Here is a 15210-nt window from a genome sequence, read left to right on the forward strand (position 1 = left end):
GCGGGCTGGGTCCCGGCCAGCTAGCACCTGGCCGGGCACCGGATCTTGGTTCACCACATCTACGGGAGACACAACAATGAGTGACCCCTGCATCGTGGGCAGACTCGGCGGCGAGAAAGCCACCGGCGTCTACATCCACGTCGAGGGCAACCCGCAAGAGATGCTGCCGCGCCTGGGGCAGCTGGTGGCCCGCGACGGTATCGAGACCGTCCTGGCCACCCTTGCGCGACAGCGCTACGGGTGGGCGTATCTGTGGCCCGAGCTCGACGAGGGAGACGCCGAAACCAACCTCTACCTGCCCTTGCACAAGGGCCGGGTGATCGAGGGCTACGGCTTCTCCTACACCATCGGACCGCGCATGCACGGCTACAACCTCGCCGATGCTCGCGCGCATCCGCTGATCGGATGGGCGTACTTCATCGACGCGGCAGGCGGAGACATCCACTGGTGGGACACCCGCCCTGCCGCACCCGACACCTGCCACGTCGCGACGGTTTGGGGCCGCGCATGAGCGTCGATGAATTACCTGAGGGGGTGTGGCGGCGCGACCGGATCGAACGCGGCTGGCGGTACTGGGGAACTGGATACCGCCGCTACAGCGAACCGGATGCCTTCCGCGCCAACCTCAACACCGCGATCCGTGAAATGACCTGGCACCCGGCCGTGAACACGGCCCTGCCGTTGTGGCCGAGCCTCGGTCTGCAGGAGATCCGTCGACGAGGCAAGTTCGACTTCGTCGCAGGTCTCGGAATCAGTGAGACACCCCTGGAATACCCCGAGGACACCGACCTGGCGGCCTATCTCGAGCGGGACATCGACCCACAGTGGTCGACCTACTCGATCCTGGGGATCAAAGAGTTGACCCGCGAGGGATGGAAGCTGTCCTACTTCCTGGATCGAGGAATCGAGATCGGCGGTGTCGCTTTCGATCTCATCCACGAAACAAGACCCGAAGGCCTGAGCCTGTTGTGCGCGCTGGACCGGCACGACGAATGCCCGGGATCGGTTCGCCCGCGCCGGTGGATGCTGACCCCCAAGCCGACACCGTGCACATGCGACTGCGGATGCCAGCAACGATCACGGCGGCGGAGTGCCGATGATCGAACCGAACAGGTTGCCGAGAAACTCGATGACCTGAAGCCAGATGACAAGGCTGGGACCGTAACTCACGAGGAACCTCCGAACACGGAGCAGTAAGGACGGGAGTACGACAGAACCCCCGACGATGGCGAGGGGTGGAAAGACCAAGCCGTCGGGGGTCCTGTTGAACGAAACGTCAGCAGCGGAAGGGGATTTCGGCACACTACTGGCGCGAAACCGACGCTAGCTGTCCACAATCATCCCGCGCAAGGGCCACAATCGCCCATGGGCGCCGATCTGCACGGTCCGGCTACGAAACAATGTGCACGTTTGTTAGGTCCTCGCGATGTTCGTCTGCCATGCTGCGGATTCACGTGGGAGGACGTTGACGGGAGTGGCTACATGGAGTTGATTCGAGATCAGCCGTGGCCGGTGCGACTGCGGTGGTTTCGCGACACTATCCGGCGCGAGTCGCGGGCGGAGTTCGCGGCGGCGCTGACCAAGGTTGCCACGGATGCCGGTGAGAACGTCATGTGCGATGCGCGGCGGGTAGCGAGGTGGGAAGACGGGGAGGTTTCCTGTCCTCGTCCGGTGTATCTGCGATTGCTGGCAAAGCTGGGTGCTCCGTTGCCGCCTTCGGTTGCCGCCGCTCGTACTGTGGGTGGTGGCGTCGAGGTGACGGAGGATGAGGAAGTGTTGCGTCGCAATTTTCTCAGTGCGGTGGCGTCCGCCGTTGTCGGGGTGACGTCCGGGCTCGACCGCTGGCTGCCCGAACTTGTACCCGGCGTGGGGACGCTGCCGTCCAAGGCCGGGTCGGCTGACGTGGCACGGCTTCGCGCCATCACCGATGACTTGGGCGAGCAGCAAAACCGGTACGGCGGTAGCGCGACCGTCGATGCCACGTGCGCGGCGCTTGGCTGGAGTGCAGGACTGCTTCGCGCAGATTGCAGCGACTCGACCCGCAACGAGCTGCTCCTTGCGTTGACTGACTTGGCCAACATAGCTGGCTGGGCCTGCCACGACTCGGGCCAACAGACACTCGCCCAGCGGTATTTGAGTCGCGCTCTGATGTGGGCGAAGGCTGTCGAGGCACCGGAGGCCGATAGCCGGGCTGCCGATGTTCTGTTCGGGATGGGTCGTGTCGCCCTGCACCAACGCCAGCCCAAAGATGCCTTGCGGCTGGCACAGCTGGGCCAGATCGCCGCGCAGGACGCGGGCGATCTCGGCGAGTCCGCCCAACTGCACGCGACGGCAGCGTGGGCGTACGGACTGATGGGACAGCGCCAACGAGTCGAGGACAGCCTCGCCCGCGCCCAGCACGAGATGAGCCGCATCAATCTCGACCAGTTGGAGCCGTGGCACAAGGTGTTCTTCACGGCCGGAGACTTCGCAGGGCATAGGGCGCTGGTGAACGGCGTGCTAGCGGCTGCGCTGGACGATCAGACTGCCGCCGTTGAATTGGCCGAAGAATCGGTCGCACTTACCCGATCGTCGCTGTCGGCTGCCGATGCGGACCGCCCGGCCCGGAGCCTGCTCTACGATCGAATTGTGTTGTCCACTGCGCTGTTTCGTGTCGGCGAGGTCGACAGCGGTGTCCGCGAGGCGACCGTGGTCTTGGAGCAGATGCAGACCATCCGAAGCGGTCGGGCGATGGAGCGGCTGGCCGAGATCGAGGCCGCAGCAACTCCATTCGCCGCAAGCTATGCGGATGTGCGCGATCTGACGCATGAGCTGGTGTTGGCGAGGGCGTCATAGCCGCGGTCCGATGACTAATCTGGACCCGGTTCGCGCACGAGAGTTGCAGGCGGTACTTCACACTGCCTGCGCACAGGCGAAGCTCCATGGTTCCGCTGACGCCGAGTTGATCAAATACACCAATAACGCAACCTATCGGCTTTCCGGCACCGGAGTGATCGCGCGGATAGGCATCGGTGTCCTGGGGCGCACACGGGCACCGCGCCTGGTCAGGATGGCTCGTTGGCTGGCCGAGCGGGACGCCCCCACCGTCCGACTCCTCGAACTGGACCAGCCAATCTACGTCGACGACCACGCCATCACGTTCTGGCATGAGATCCCTGCCACCGCGATGAAACCGGACTTCCGCGCCTCTGACCTCGCCGTACCCGTGCGAGCAATGCACCGCCTGCCTATATCCGATGCGTCGGACTTGCCGAAATGGAACCCTTTCGCCGCTGCGGCATTGCGTCTCGATGCTGCCGACCCGATGCTAGACCCGGACGCACTCGATTGGCTCCGAGAACAGTGGGCGCTGGCGGAACAGGAATACCAGCGTCTTCCGACGATGCAGACGGGTGTAATCCACGGTGACGTGCACACAGGCAACTTGCTGCGCACACCGACGGGCATGATGGTGCTCGCAGATCTCGACAGCGCTGGTATCGGCCCTGTCGCCTGGGATCTCGCTGTTGTCGCCGTCGACGGTGTTCGATTCGGACACCGCGAATTCTATGACGATTTCGCCGCAGCCTACGGCGCCGACGTCACCTCATGGGCATGGTGGCAAGCTCTGCGACGCATCCGAGAGCTGCTATTGGTCACCTCTGCGATCCCTGACCTGGGCCGACGGCCCGAGATCGCGGCCGAACACGCATACCGGATGCGCACTCTCCGTACCGATCATCAGCAGGCTGCCTGGCGTCCCTACCAGTGAGCGACAGGGTTGCCCTTTCTCCTCACGCAGACCGAAGGCCATCGAAAAGCCATTGGGAGGGTCAACTGTTCTGCGTTGACTAAGGGCATGCACTCGATGGAAATCACCATGACCAAACGGGTCACCAAGCGCTCGGCGGTGATGGCCACATATTTCGCCACCCTCGACATATGGGATGGCCCGCACAAGCTCAACGCTGTGTGGTGGCTGAAAGCGCTTGTCGCCGAACAGGTTGCCGATGCAAGGGGGCAATCGTGATCGACGGCGGTGAAGCGACCGAAGTGCTGCCGGTTGTTGCTGCCGACACACCGGTGTCTCGGTGTCGGTTCTATCGGCAGATCTGCGGGTTGGCGGCGGTGGTGCAGCCGGAGCTCGGACGGATCATCGTGCCCGCAAGCAGCGATGTCGGCGCGGTCACGTTGCCCGCCGCATTGGCTGCGCGAGTGAAGATCTACCTGCAGAGCCGCAGTGAGCGGCTAGGCCCGGTCCTTTCGCATCCTCGCTCGAAGCGCTGGACCTACCTTGTGGTGCCGGACATCCCGGACGAGGTGGGGTTGTTCGCGGAGTTGTTCCGCCACAACGTCTCGGTGGTCCGGTGGGGCGCGCAGATCGCGCTGCCGTCCCCAACCGCCCGCGACGCCGGGTTCCGGGCGTGGGTTGTGCCGCCACAGGACACCTTCCGCCCCTCGGGGCGGGTGATCGTCGATGCCATCCGAGCCGTGGTCGGTACACACGTGACAGCTCGCGCACTCCGAGGCGGATTGCGTGCCTGTCTCTTGAGGGGGAATTCACGATGATGCACGGGCGAGTTCCGCTGCGCGCATCAGTGATCGTGGAGTTCAGCGCTGGTGCCGCGCAGGGTCGCCGTGTGGCGGCGGCGCGGCTGAGGTCGCGATCCCACCTCTCGGTGGTGTCAGAACCTGCTGGCCATCGTCGGAAGGGGCGGTGATGTTCGAAAGCTGCCACAGCGTGGGCGAGGTGGCCCACGTGTATCGAGGGTTGGGGTTCGCGGTGTCGTGTGCGTTCGAGCGTGTGTCGTTGATTGCGACTCCGGCTTTGGGTGCAGTGGGGATGCCCGCGGGTCTGGGCAAGCAGGTGCGTGAGGTGCTTCGAGAGGAGACCCGGTGCGTGTCGGTGCCGATCATCAGCCACTCGCGACCGAATCGCGAGTGGGTCTTCCTCGTCGGGCCGGCGTGGGGCGGCAGGCTCGGCGTGCACACGCTGGCCCAACTGGAGGAACGCGGTGTGCGGATCCTGGAATCCGGCGAGCGAGTCTGGCTTCCGATGACCGACCATCGGACCGGGTGGTACTGGGTATCGCAGCCTTCGACAGCGCATTCGTTGCCGTCGCGTACCAGCGTGATCACCGCTGCTCGTCGGCTCCTCGGCCCGGTCCGGTCTTCTGCGGTGTGGCGGTGAGCTGTGCACGCTATTTCAGGTCCGGATACCAGCACAACGGTCTCGGGCGGTTCCGAACCCGAGTTGGTAGCGCTGTTCCCCTCGGGTGAGGCGCTGCTGTCGGCGATCCGGGGACATTTCGTAGAAATCCATCCGCTGGCAACGATGGCGCACGAGTTCGGTGTCATGTACCAGCGGCGTCTGCCCACCTTCAGCAGTGAGTGCGGTTGCCGTGCAGATGAACTCGCGCTCGCGGTGGATGTGTGGGTCGCCGACCACGTGCCGATCCCGCATCCGGGGGCGAGGATGCACACCGAGACATTGGGAGCGGTGATTGCCCGGTTGGCCCAGGCCCAGGTTTACGCCTACCACCTGCTGATGACGATCGATCCTGCCGACCCTCTCGTGCATGCGGCCTGGTACCGGCTAGCGGAACTGGTCGATGGCTACACCGATCTAACCACCGACATCGCCCGGCGGGCACGGCGACTTCCAACCTTGGGGGATCGCCGGTGACCCTCACCGGACTCCCCGACAAAGATGCCGTGCTGGCCGCCTGCCGAGGCTTCCCCAACATGACCGACCATCCAATGCTGGACGCGGCCGGGGAACTCGCGATACTGCATCAGACCCGCGAACACACGCGGCTGTGCTGCCTCAAGGACATCGACCGGCAGCGCATCCGTGTGATGTCGGGCATCGACCAATGGGTGGCGGCGGCCATCCCGATCCCGTTCCCCGCCGCGCGCCTGGCCGCTCACACCATGGGCCAGGTCATCGACCAGCTCGCGCAGCTGACCGTGCACACCCATATCGCGCTCGCCGCCGCCCCGGACGGACTGTTCTACGACGCCTCGCTGCGGCTGGTCGAGGCCGCGAGCGCTTATCAGGACCTCGCCGACGAACTCGCCTGCGGCATCCGCCGACTACCCCAACACGCCAGCCCGTAGTGGACAGCACTGTCCCTCAAAGCATTTCCACCCACCATCGACGATCGTCCCGTGAAAGGGAGTGCGCTGCCCCGTGTTCAATGACCGATACTGCGACAAGACGCACGTCTCACACTACTTCCATACAGATCCCGTGTCGGCGGGCGTCGTGCTTCACCTGAACTGGCGACGCTGGATTCAACCACGTCCACCACAGATGCTCGATATCTCGGGTCGTGCCACACCTCGCTACCACGAGGCCACACCCAGATACACCAAAGCGGTCGATGGCTTCGTACGGCTGTATGCCGATTGCGTGCGCGCGAAGTTCGACGGCGAGAACCGATTGATCAGCGTGACGTGCCCCGCCGTACTGTGCGGCTCGGTCCCGGTGTCCGACAACTGGATCGGCGAACACCGCGCATGGGACGCCCAACCGTGCCGGTGGGTCCGAACGATGATCATCGACGACACCGTCCCTGCGGCACGGGCGATCTCATGAACACGCCAACAGCCGTCGATCCTGACGACGGTGCGTACCTGCACGACTGCCTCACAGACCCGGGCGTGCTCGACGAGAACGACGCGATACGCGCCATGAGCATCCACCACATCTGCCCACCCCAATGTCTGGTTCTCGGACGAGCGCTGGATGCCCTCAGCACGGAATACACCTCGATCGCCGGACCGTGCCGCCAGTCCGGCGTCGTCGAACCTGCACAAGGATTCGCGACCCCGCCTCTGCGATCGGAGGAATTCAGCGAACTCGACCACCACCTCGCCCACCGCCTCCGGAAACTGCAGAAAATCCGAGCCCATATCGAGGAAACGAAATGATCACCCCGGCAACGATCTTCGAGCGCACACCGATGCGGATCGCGAATCGGCCCACACTGGATACAGCCTGCACCCGTGGAACCGCGATTCCATCCGACCGTCGACAAGGACAGCGGCGGCCACCGGGAGCACAGGGTTCGGTGACCGCAGATTCCGGGCGGCTTGCCCACGCGGTGAGTCAGTCATGAGGACACCGCTGCCGTCCAAGGACATGATCTTGCAAGCCTGCGTTGGCACAGTGGCCATCCAGCATCCGATCTTGCAAGGCGCCTACGAACTGGCCAGCTTGCATGAGGCTCGTCTGGACGAGAACGCCGATATCGGGGCGATCGACCGCGAGCGCGATCGACTGGTGTCCCGCATCGACAGCTGGGTGAGCGCCGATCAGCCACCAGCCTTTGATGCCGCGTACCAACACACCGAGACAGTCGGCATGGTGATCGACCGGCTCGCTCAGTTCTCGGTCGACGCCCGAATTGCCTCCCAGCAGGGCACATCGACACTGCAATTTCGCTACACCAAGCATCGCCTCACCGAGCTCGCGCTGGGCTACAGCGATCTGTGCTTCGAGATCGCGGCCGGAACCCGCCGACTGCCGGACTTCTCATTCCCTGCGGCGGAAGGAGATTCGGCCGAGCCGGATCGGAAGTGCGGGCTGTAGTCGGAGCCGGAGCTGTCGTCTCAGCGCGACTGCTGTCTACGCTGGGTAACCGTGACCGTCGATGAGACACCAAAGCAGCGTTTCCTCGTGTGCCACGACTATGGGATGGGCGGTCTCTGGTGGTGGGTTCACGCACGTTCGGCCCGCGAGATCGCCGAAACCTTCGCGGAGACCTTGGTCATCGAGGATCCAGAACGGTTGGCGGATGCCCGGGAATGGGACCTGGACAAGGTCGATATCGACGATCCCGCCAACTCGGTACTGCGAGATCTCCGGGCTCGGCGGGACGTCCAGCGGAACCTAGCGGGTTTCGGGATGATGGCAGATCGCAGTTTGCTGTACATCCGCCGGCGCTGGGACGGCGGTGACGGCGTTCCAACCGCCGACTATCTGACCGAGATCACTAACGGCTACCGCACTCGCCAGGTCGAAGTGCGCAGCACCGGCGAGGCGGTCCGCGCCGGTCTCGACGACTTCCCTCTCAACCCGCCGATCGACTTATGGGATCCAGATCTGCCCGACCGCGAGATCACAACGATGGAGTTCGAAAAGGCTTGGGACACTGCGGCTCCCGCGCCGTAGGAGTGATACCGCCTACTGGTTCCTGATCACCAGAACCGTCCGATACACCTTCGAGGATGTTGGCCTGGACGATCCGCGCCATCCGCCCAGCGATTCATGTGAGTGCTGGAGATGTGGGGCGAGTTGTAGTCAGATGTGATCGAGCGCAGCGCGGTTTTGTAGCTCGTTGGCTATGACCTCTGCTGATGCCGGGATGACGAGGGTGTCGTTGTCGTCGACGGTGATCAGGTAACGGCCGGCAGCTGGATGGTCTTGGCGGATGTCGATCCAGCTCAGGTACTCGGGTGGATGTGGTCGCGGTTCATGAAGAAAACGTTCGATGCGTAGGTGCCCCTCGGCATTACGGGGTAGCCGCAGCAAGGTGCGGATGCGTTCTTCGACGGGGCGGTCGCCGCTGGAGGTGTTCTTCCACGAACTGGGTGGCTGCTGTCCCCGGACTCGTGGTGTGTAACCGATCATCGTTCCGACGGTGCCGACCGGTGCGGGTGGCATCGTGGCGGCGATGTGTTTGCCGAGGTTCTGACGCCGAGTGACCACCACCTTGATATCGCCGCCGAAATCGGCTGTCGCGCCCGGCTTCTGGAACAGCACGACGCCGAGGTCGGCGACGGCCGCTGCAAGGGATCGGATTCGCTTGTGCGAGTTGATGGATCGACCTTTGCACACGATCCGCAGATCGGGGTTGGCGAGGACCCTTAGCGGTCCGGTGAGATCCGGGTCGCCGCTGTGTGGGTATCGAGCGCTGATCTGGGCGAGCAGCCGCCGGTATTCGTCGTGGGTGGTGACTGATTCGATGATGCTGATGGGGTCCGGGTACTCATCGAGCCCGGTTTCGGCCCACACCCAGGCGAATTCGTCCGGAGTGAAGGTCCAGACAGTCTGTGTTTTCACTGGCTCGAGCCTGGGCCCGCTGTCTCGGATCGCTCGGGTGTCCGATCATCGGCGGCGGTGGCGTCCACGCCAGAGTCGGCGTTGTCCGCGGTAGTGTCCATGTCCCAACCGTATTCGGAGAGAAGATCATCCAGCGAGGGGCCCGCGCCGGAGAATCCGGCGGACTTCGCCCTGCTGGAAGCGGTTGCTGGGTTCACGGCGGCAGTGTTGTCCCCGGGCGCGGGTACCGTCTCTGCCTGCGGGCCACCCGCGCTCATGCTGGGCGGGGCCTCGGTTTGTGCTCCACGACCTGGTGTGCTCGGTGTCGAGGATCCCTGCTCTGTTCGGACCTCAGCCGGTGTGTATCCAGTTGGCGCGGTGTTCATCTCGGCGGGTGACGCGCTGAAGTCGTGAGGGCGTGAGGGCGGTGTCCACGTCGGCTCGGCGGTGAACAGCGGATCGCCATCGGGAACGAAGCCCTCGCCGATTACCTCGACCGGTGTGTCCAAACCCTCGGTCCAATCCGGTGCGACGCCGCGCAGGTAGTCCGGTGAGTGGTGGGTTTCGTCGTCTTCCCCGTCTTTGCGCCGACCTGCCGCGCCGGGCGCTCCCGCCGAGCCGATGCCGGAACGCGCAGACGACCCGCCTGCGGCTCGTGAGGTTCCCGCTGCGGGTGCTGCCACACCGGGTACCCCGGGAACCGAACTACCAGGCCCGCCGGCACGAGATGTGGTGCCCGGCCCGCCGAGCGTATTACGGTTCGTGCCGTGTCCGGCATCGGCGGGCGTGCCCGATCCCGGCCCACTACCCGTCAACGTCGGAGCACTTCCGAGGCCGGTAGGTGTGGTTGTTGTACTGGGACTGTTCGGAATCCCGGAAGCGCTGGCGGTGTTGGTGCCCGCGGGTGTTGTCGTGGTCGGACTGGAGTCGGAGGGTGCCGCGGCGCTCGGCGTTGTCGGCTGTTGGGAACCGGTGTCCTCTACCCCTATCGTGCTCGGCACGTTCGCTCCGGTGCTACCGGTGTTGGAACCACCCACACCCTGGCCTGGATCGCCACCGACCTCGGGCACTGTCGCATATGTCGGCACTCCCGAACCGGCTGGCGGGAAGTTGCCCTTGTAGACGCTGTTCAGAGCGCGGATGGCGGCCTGCCGTGCCTCTTCTCTCGCATTATCGAGCTGATCGGAGTAGCTGGGGTTAACCAAGCCCGGCAGCACGGACTGCTGGGTGTTATCAGGATCTGCACCGACCGTCACCGTTGTCGGGGGCGCGGGCACCGCCAACCGCACCGCTTCGGCCGCCCACGCCAGCGACTCGAGCCGCCCGCTCAGCGACTCGAACACCCGCGCAACCTGATTGGCGACCTTCGAATACTGCTCCGACGCCGTCTGCGCGGCCGAACCACTTGCACCCTGCCACAGGCCATTGCCGAAGATCCGATTCATCCCCATCAGGTTGAACGTCGAGGCGTTCGCCAGCTCCGAATAGCAGTCGAACAAGGTCTGCCGCAGGGTTTTCAACCCCGCTGCGTCCATGCCGCCGCCATCGAAACCGCCATGTACCGCGGCATACATGGCCTCGAGGGTCATCCCTTCGAAGTGCTCTTCGCTGCGCACGAAATCCGGGTCGGTACCCGCACCGAGGTCACCCAGCTCGGTGTCCGCGCGCCCGGTCCTGGCCTGAGCGTCCGAGGCCTTCTGCACAGCGGCCTGGGTATCGCGCTGATCCAGCAGGTCTTGAATGCCGGGGATTGCTTGCGCGGGCTTGTCGCTATCGCTCATTTTGGTTCCCCCTGGATGAGCCCCCGAGGCCGATGGTCTGAGGCGAGCCAGCCTAACACGCACTGCCAGTCATCGTGGCCGAGGCATCAACCGAAAACCGAACTGGGCAAGGCGTTCTCGACACGCATCAGGTGCTGGTGCAGGTGTTAGTGTGGCCTGGTCGTGAGTCGGTTCGAGTCGCCACCACCGGGGGACATATGGGAACGTTGAAAGCCGATCTGGAAATCCTCGAGCAGCTCGCAGCCAGACTGCACAACCTCGCCGACGAAGCCGCGAAAGTGCGACCCAAGCGACCCATCGGCCCCCACACGAGCCCAGTCCTGGTGTCGGTCACCGTCGGTGAACAGATCACCACCGACCTGCTCATGCACACGCTGCTGCCCACCGTGAAAGAACGGCTCAGCGAAACCGGCGATGTCATGGCCAACGTCGCGCGCGAATACAAGAACGCCGACGACAACAACGCCGACCAGATCATGGACATCTACCGCCAAGCCACCGGCGACTGGACCCCGTAAGGCGGCAAGCATGGACCCGCGGACCTTCATCAACACCGCCAAACCGGAAATGCTCACCGAGCTCGGCGACGCCTGGATCGCCCTGGGTGCCGACTTCGAGGAACTCTTCGCCCAATACGTCGACGCCGTCACCAAAGTCAACGGAACCCACTGGGAAGGCCGCTGCGCCGACGCCGCCCAAGCCCGCGCGCTCGCTGACCAGAAGACAATGCAAACCCTCGCCGACAAACTCGACACCCTCGGTCAACGCGCCAAACAAGGCTACGACGAAATCAACGCCCCGCTACGCCGCGCCCGCGGAGCCCTCACCGAAGCCCAGAACCGCCGCTACCTCATGGGCCGAACCCTCTCCCTCACCCACCCAGACGCGAACCCCTCCGCCGAGGAATCCCAGAAACTGCTGGACCTGCAAGCCGAACTCAACGACGCCGTCCGCGCCACCATGCAAGCCGACATCGCCGTCCGCAACGACCTCGACACAGCACGCGCCGACCTGCGCGCATCGTTCATCTCCGCCGCCGCGCTCGGCGGAGACCAAGCCTACGGTGACGGCAAGCAACTCGCCGACGACCCGTCGAAGCTGAGTCCCGAAGCAGTACAACGCATTACCGAAGCCGGACACCTCACGCCCGAGCAGATCGCCGCACTCCAGCGGGGAGACACCACAACCATCCCCGCATCCCAAATGGAGTACCTGAACCAGATCAGCCGATCCCTCGACGGCAAGAGCACGACCGAAATCCAGCAGATCATGAGCAAGCTGCCACCAGACACGCAAAAGGCACTGGCGAACTCGTTCCAAATCATCTCCAACCCGTCGGTCAGCGCAGGCCCCGTCGCCGCTGACGACAAGCAACTTCCGAACGGCGGCAAGGGCGGGCTCAGCCAAATACCGAAATCCATGCAGAACGTGCTCACCAACCACTACGACGTGTCACAGGGCAAGCCCGCGCCCAACATCGGCGGCCTCGGCCTGTCGAACGTGACCGAGATGATGAGCCAGGCCGACATGGGATCGATGCCCGGTAGTGAGATCAACAAATCCCTGCTGCAACGGGCCGCGGAGATAGCCCCCCAAGTCGACTCACACACGCTGATATCGACCGTCCACCGTGATGGCTCGGCTGATGGACTCGTTCAGCGTATGGTCGAGGTCGCCGGCCAGGACAAGGGGGCCGTGCACGACATCCTGCACGGTGACGGGCTCGAACCGGGCAACACCACGAACAAGATCCTCGACCCGCTGATGCGCCATCACTGGAACGACGATGGCACGGCCGTCGGAAAGATGCTGTCCTGGATCGAAACCGACGCAACCTCTCCCGATCACAACACCTCCATGCGCGCCGGAGAGGCCGCCTCCGGTCTCGCGGAATACATCGCGAAGGGACCGGCGGACCTGCTCCACGTCGACGGAGACAAGTCCCACTCCCTCGGTGACATCAATCCCCATGCGGTGCAAGGGATCTCCTCCGCCCTGAGTCCATATATCGCGAACTTGGCTGGCGTAGACGGCGAAAAGTACCTCAACACACCGGGATTCAAGGCTCCCGACGATGCCAATGACGTCTACCGTGCAGGCGCTCAGAAGATCTTTGCGGTCATCGATTCCGACAAGGACGCCGCAATACAGTTCAACGCCCGAGCACTCCATACCGCCGGACAGCTGCAAACATTGTGGACCCAGTCGGTCCTGGCGGACCCAGACAATGCGGCCAACGGTTTAGCAACCGGTTCTGGAATTCTCTTGGGGCTCGTCGACAAAGGAATCGACACCGAACTCAACGCACGCAGCGTCACCGGAGTCGGCGATGCGATACACGATTTCGCCGACAAGGGTGCAGCCTACGACGGGTTCAAGGGGGCAGTGACGAGCGGCGTCAAAATGATACCGGTAGTGAAAGACGTCTTCGGCCCCGTAATAGACATCAGCAACAGCTACGCGAAAATGAACCTCATCGGAATGTCGTACACTCCACCCGATATAGGCAGCTCACACGTCGACAATTCTCACGAATTCTTCCCAGCACGCCAGTTCTATCAGGTCGCCCAGGTGATACAGGCACAAGATGGTCTCCTCCCACACGATCCTCGATACAGCAACCTATTCGAGTCCGACGGCAGCCTGAAGGACTATCAGCACAGCGTCGGCGCTGCTGGCAGCGGAGTCGAACTCCACAGCGATTTGATGAACATCTTGAAGACCTACAAAGGCGGGGTCTTGAAAGACGAGCTCCAAAACATGTCGACCCTGGTTCTCGAGGGGCGAAACGGCGTCAGATGAACACGCAACATCTAATTCCTAGAGAATCCCATGGCGGAAGGTGCGACACAAAGTGAATCGGATCACGCCAGTCATGCTAGCGCTTATGGCAGCGGCTCTCATCGCGGGCTGTAGCAATGGCGATAACACACCACCGACACCCAGTCACACTTTAAAGGATTTTTGCGATCCGTTAGTGAACTTCTTCACCACCGAGCTACACATCGACGGTCTTCGAACCACGGATGGCCCTGCACCAGATAAAGTGATCGAGAAGGGAAGCTCTTGCATCTTCTCCTCGAAAACCACATGGACCGGAGGGGCGTGGATCACCCCCCTGAGTGATGACGGGCATGCCGCCGAAAGCGATTACCGCGAACAGCACGGCTACAAGCCTCTCGTCGGACATTCTGCTGAGGTATGGATCAGCGATGGCCGTTTGAAGGCGAGCAGCGCGCTGGGCATCACTACAGAGGTCGGTAAATGGAATGGCTCGATTGAAATTGCGAATGCGGCAGAGCCGCTGACGATTACCGACGAACAAATCGGAGCTCTTGCCGACCTTCTTGTCGGCGTCACCCGCCATATGGGCAACTAACGATCTACCTGTTAGGCGGCAGTGCTGACTCGATGATCAAAGCGATCTCTTGGGCATGGTCGCACGCGTTCCAGCGCGTAAGCGCAAGAGTGCTACTCACGGAAACGTCAATGGTCGCATCCGGGCCGGTCATGACGACGTAGCATGCTTCCGCCGCTGGCTCACGGTATGTAATTGCCTCGCGGCCGTTGACCTTTGCTTCTGTTGCCGCAGTGCCTTCACGTTTACGGAACTCATCCAGTGTCACGTTGGTCGACGAAATTGTTAGGGAACCCACCCTGCCCATTTTGCCGCGCACATCTTCTTGGCGTTCGAAGGTGCAACTAATGAACGCGTAACCATCATGAACCTGATCGGCGCGCTCACGGCTTTTCGGGACGAACCCCGCTTTGGCGATCGTGTCATCACCGATTTCGAAACACGGATCGAAATTGACCGGACTACGGGAGTTACGTGGTTGCTCCGGAGCGGGCTTGACCGATACGGCGATACTCGGTTTCACCGCAGTCGATGTTGCCGTCTCTGTCGGCTCGCCCGAACTGTCGCGACCCGAACAACCGGCAGCGGCGAGAGCGATCAGGACCAAAGCAGCTGAGATACCAGTGTGTTTCATTGAGCACCGTCACCAATCCCCTGCGCATCCCCCACGATCTTGATCCTATCCGCGTTGACTTGATCAGCTTCAGAGAGGAGCCGACCGGCGCGCAAGTACGCCTCCTGCAACCGCATCGCCCCATCGATCAACTGGCTCAGCACCTCGACACCTTCGGCCGCTTTGTTCGAGAAGCCAGCTTGCAACTCCTGCCCAGAAGGAAAGCCACCAAAACCCCTGGCGTCTTTCACAGTACGGAGCTTGTCGCGAACCTTCTGCAGCGCAATGATCATCTGGCTGTACAGCTGGACCGCCTCGTGAACGGACTGCGGATCGAACTCGATGACCCCTGCACGCGCCGCGTCATCGAACGCCTTGATCTCGGCTCGACCGTAGTCGATTTGCGCCTCCACCATCGCTACCCCCGATC

At 63.1% G+C, this 15210-nt stretch carries 19 protein-coding genes; 14 read left to right on the forward strand and 5 right to left on the reverse strand.

The genetic code is table 11. The annotated features are described in order from the left end of the window. Nucleotides 1–76: 76 nt before the first annotated feature. The 9 genes from ACWEO2_RS17775 (at nucleotide 77) to ACWEO2_RS17815 (ending at nucleotide 6099) form a co-directional block, all read left to right on the forward strand. On the forward strand, nucleotides 77–511 hold the full coding sequence (locus ACWEO2_RS17775) for a hypothetical protein (protein ID WP_452406289.1): 435 nt from the start codon (nucleotides 77–79) through the stop codon (nucleotides 509–511). Next, on the forward strand, nucleotides 508–1197 hold the full coding sequence (locus ACWEO2_RS17780) for a hypothetical protein (RefSeq protein ID WP_452406290.1): 690 nt from the start codon (nucleotides 508–510) through the stop codon (nucleotides 1195–1197). The genes ACWEO2_RS17775 and ACWEO2_RS17780 overlap by 4 nt, the downstream gene beginning before the upstream one ends. A 285-nt stretch (nucleotides 1198–1482) precedes the next feature. Beyond that, nucleotides 1483–2835, forward strand: a complete 1353-nt coding sequence (locus ACWEO2_RS17785; protein ID WP_452406291.1) for a hypothetical protein — start codon at nucleotides 1483–1485, stop codon at nucleotides 2833–2835. A 10-nt stretch (nucleotides 2836–2845) separates the two neighbouring features. Continuing rightward, the gene (locus tag ACWEO2_RS17790) at nucleotides 2846–3751 is read left to right on the forward strand and encodes a phosphotransferase family protein (protein WP_452406292.1); all 906 of its coding nucleotides are present in this window, start codon (nucleotides 2846–2848) and stop codon (nucleotides 3749–3751) included. A gap of 87 nt (nucleotides 3752–3838) precedes the next feature. Next, nucleotides 3839–4009 carry a hypothetical protein gene (locus ACWEO2_RS17795; RefSeq protein WP_452406293.1) on the forward strand — a complete coding sequence of 57 codons (171 nt, stop codon included), beginning with the start codon at nucleotides 3839–3841 and terminating at the stop codon, nucleotides 4007–4009. After that, the gene (locus ACWEO2_RS17800; protein WP_452406294.1) at nucleotides 4006–4548 is read left to right on the forward strand and encodes a DNA-directed RNA polymerase subunit beta; all 543 of its coding nucleotides are present in this window, start codon (nucleotides 4006–4008) and stop codon (nucleotides 4546–4548) included. Before ACWEO2_RS17795 ends, ACWEO2_RS17800 begins: the two co-directional genes overlap by 4 nt. Nucleotides 4549–4822: 274 nt before the next feature. Next, nucleotides 4823–5170, forward strand: coding sequence for a hypothetical protein (locus ACWEO2_RS17805; RefSeq protein WP_452406295.1), 348 nt, complete (start codon nucleotides 4823–4825; stop codon nucleotides 5168–5170). Between the two features lie 144 nt (nucleotides 5171–5314). After that, a complete protein-coding gene (locus tag ACWEO2_RS17810) occupies nucleotides 5315–5665 on the forward strand; it encodes a DUF4254 domain-containing protein (RefSeq protein WP_452406296.1) in 351 nt (116 codons plus the stop codon). After that, on the forward strand, nucleotides 5662–6099 hold the full coding sequence (locus ACWEO2_RS17815) for a hypothetical protein (RefSeq protein ID WP_452406297.1): 438 nt from the start codon (nucleotides 5662–5664) through the stop codon (nucleotides 6097–6099). Before ACWEO2_RS17810 ends, ACWEO2_RS17815 begins: the two co-directional genes overlap by 4 nt. Before the next feature lie 228 nt (nucleotides 6100–6327). Here the strand turns inward: ACWEO2_RS17815 and ACWEO2_RS17820 are convergent, their stop codons facing one another. Next, nucleotides 6328–6864 carry a hypothetical protein gene (locus ACWEO2_RS17820; RefSeq protein ID WP_452406298.1) on the reverse strand — a complete coding sequence of 179 codons (537 nt, stop codon included), beginning with the start codon at nucleotides 6862–6864 and terminating at the stop codon, nucleotides 6328–6330. A gap of 235 nt (nucleotides 6865–7099) precedes the next feature. Here ACWEO2_RS17820 and ACWEO2_RS17825 point away from each other — a divergent pair, with 235 nt between their 5' ends. Continuing rightward, entirely contained in the window at nucleotides 7100–7576 is a 477-nt protein-coding gene (locus ACWEO2_RS17825; RefSeq protein WP_452406299.1) for a DUF4254 domain-containing protein, read from the forward strand. Between the two features lie 51 nt (nucleotides 7577–7627). Next, nucleotides 7628–8158, forward strand: a complete 531-nt coding sequence (locus ACWEO2_RS17830; protein WP_452406300.1) for a hypothetical protein — start codon at nucleotides 7628–7630, stop codon at nucleotides 8156–8158. 129 nt (nucleotides 8159–8287) lie between these two features. On the opposite strand, the gene ACWEO2_RS17835 is transcribed toward ACWEO2_RS17830, so the two are convergent. After that, complete coding sequence (locus tag ACWEO2_RS17835) at nucleotides 8288–9049, reverse strand: ESX secretion-associated protein EspG (RefSeq protein WP_452406301.1); 762 nt, start codon at nucleotides 9047–9049, stop codon at nucleotides 8288–8290. Then, nucleotides 9046–10809, reverse strand: a complete 1764-nt coding sequence (locus ACWEO2_RS17840; RefSeq protein WP_452406302.1) for a hypothetical protein — start codon at nucleotides 10807–10809, stop codon at nucleotides 9046–9048. The genes ACWEO2_RS17835 and ACWEO2_RS17840 overlap by 4 nt, the downstream gene beginning before the upstream one ends. Before the next feature lie 197 nt (nucleotides 10810–11006). Between ACWEO2_RS17840 and ACWEO2_RS17845 the strand changes: the two genes are divergently transcribed. The 3 genes from ACWEO2_RS17845 to ACWEO2_RS17855 all read left to right on the forward strand — a co-directional run bounded on the left by ACWEO2_RS17845 (nucleotide 11007) and on the right by ACWEO2_RS17855 (nucleotide 14188). Beyond that, nucleotides 11007–11327, forward strand: a complete 321-nt coding sequence (locus ACWEO2_RS17845; RefSeq protein ID WP_452406303.1) for a hypothetical protein — start codon at nucleotides 11007–11009, stop codon at nucleotides 11325–11327. A 10-nt stretch (nucleotides 11328–11337) separates the two neighbouring features. Continuing rightward, nucleotides 11338–13611, forward strand: coding sequence for a TPR repeat region-containing protein (locus ACWEO2_RS17850; protein ID WP_452406304.1), 2274 nt, complete (start codon nucleotides 11338–11340; stop codon nucleotides 13609–13611). A 175-nt stretch (nucleotides 13612–13786) separates the two neighbouring features. After that, a complete protein-coding gene (locus tag ACWEO2_RS17855) occupies nucleotides 13787–14188 on the forward strand; it encodes a hypothetical protein (protein ID WP_452406305.1) in 402 nt (133 codons plus the stop codon). 4 nt (nucleotides 14189–14192) lie between these two features. On the opposite strand, the gene ACWEO2_RS17860 is transcribed toward ACWEO2_RS17855, so the two are convergent. After that, nucleotides 14193–14801, reverse strand: a complete 609-nt coding sequence (locus ACWEO2_RS17860) for a DUF3558 domain-containing protein (protein ID WP_452406306.1) — start codon at nucleotides 14799–14801, stop codon at nucleotides 14193–14195. Next, on the reverse strand, nucleotides 14798–15196 hold the full coding sequence (locus ACWEO2_RS17865; RefSeq protein ID WP_452406307.1) for a hypothetical protein: 399 nt from the start codon (nucleotides 15194–15196) through the stop codon (nucleotides 14798–14800). Before ACWEO2_RS17865 ends, ACWEO2_RS17860 begins: the two co-directional genes overlap by 4 nt. Between the last annotated feature and the right edge of the window lie 14 nt (nucleotides 15197–15210).

The organism is Nocardia sp. NPDC004278 (assembly GCF_053602975.1).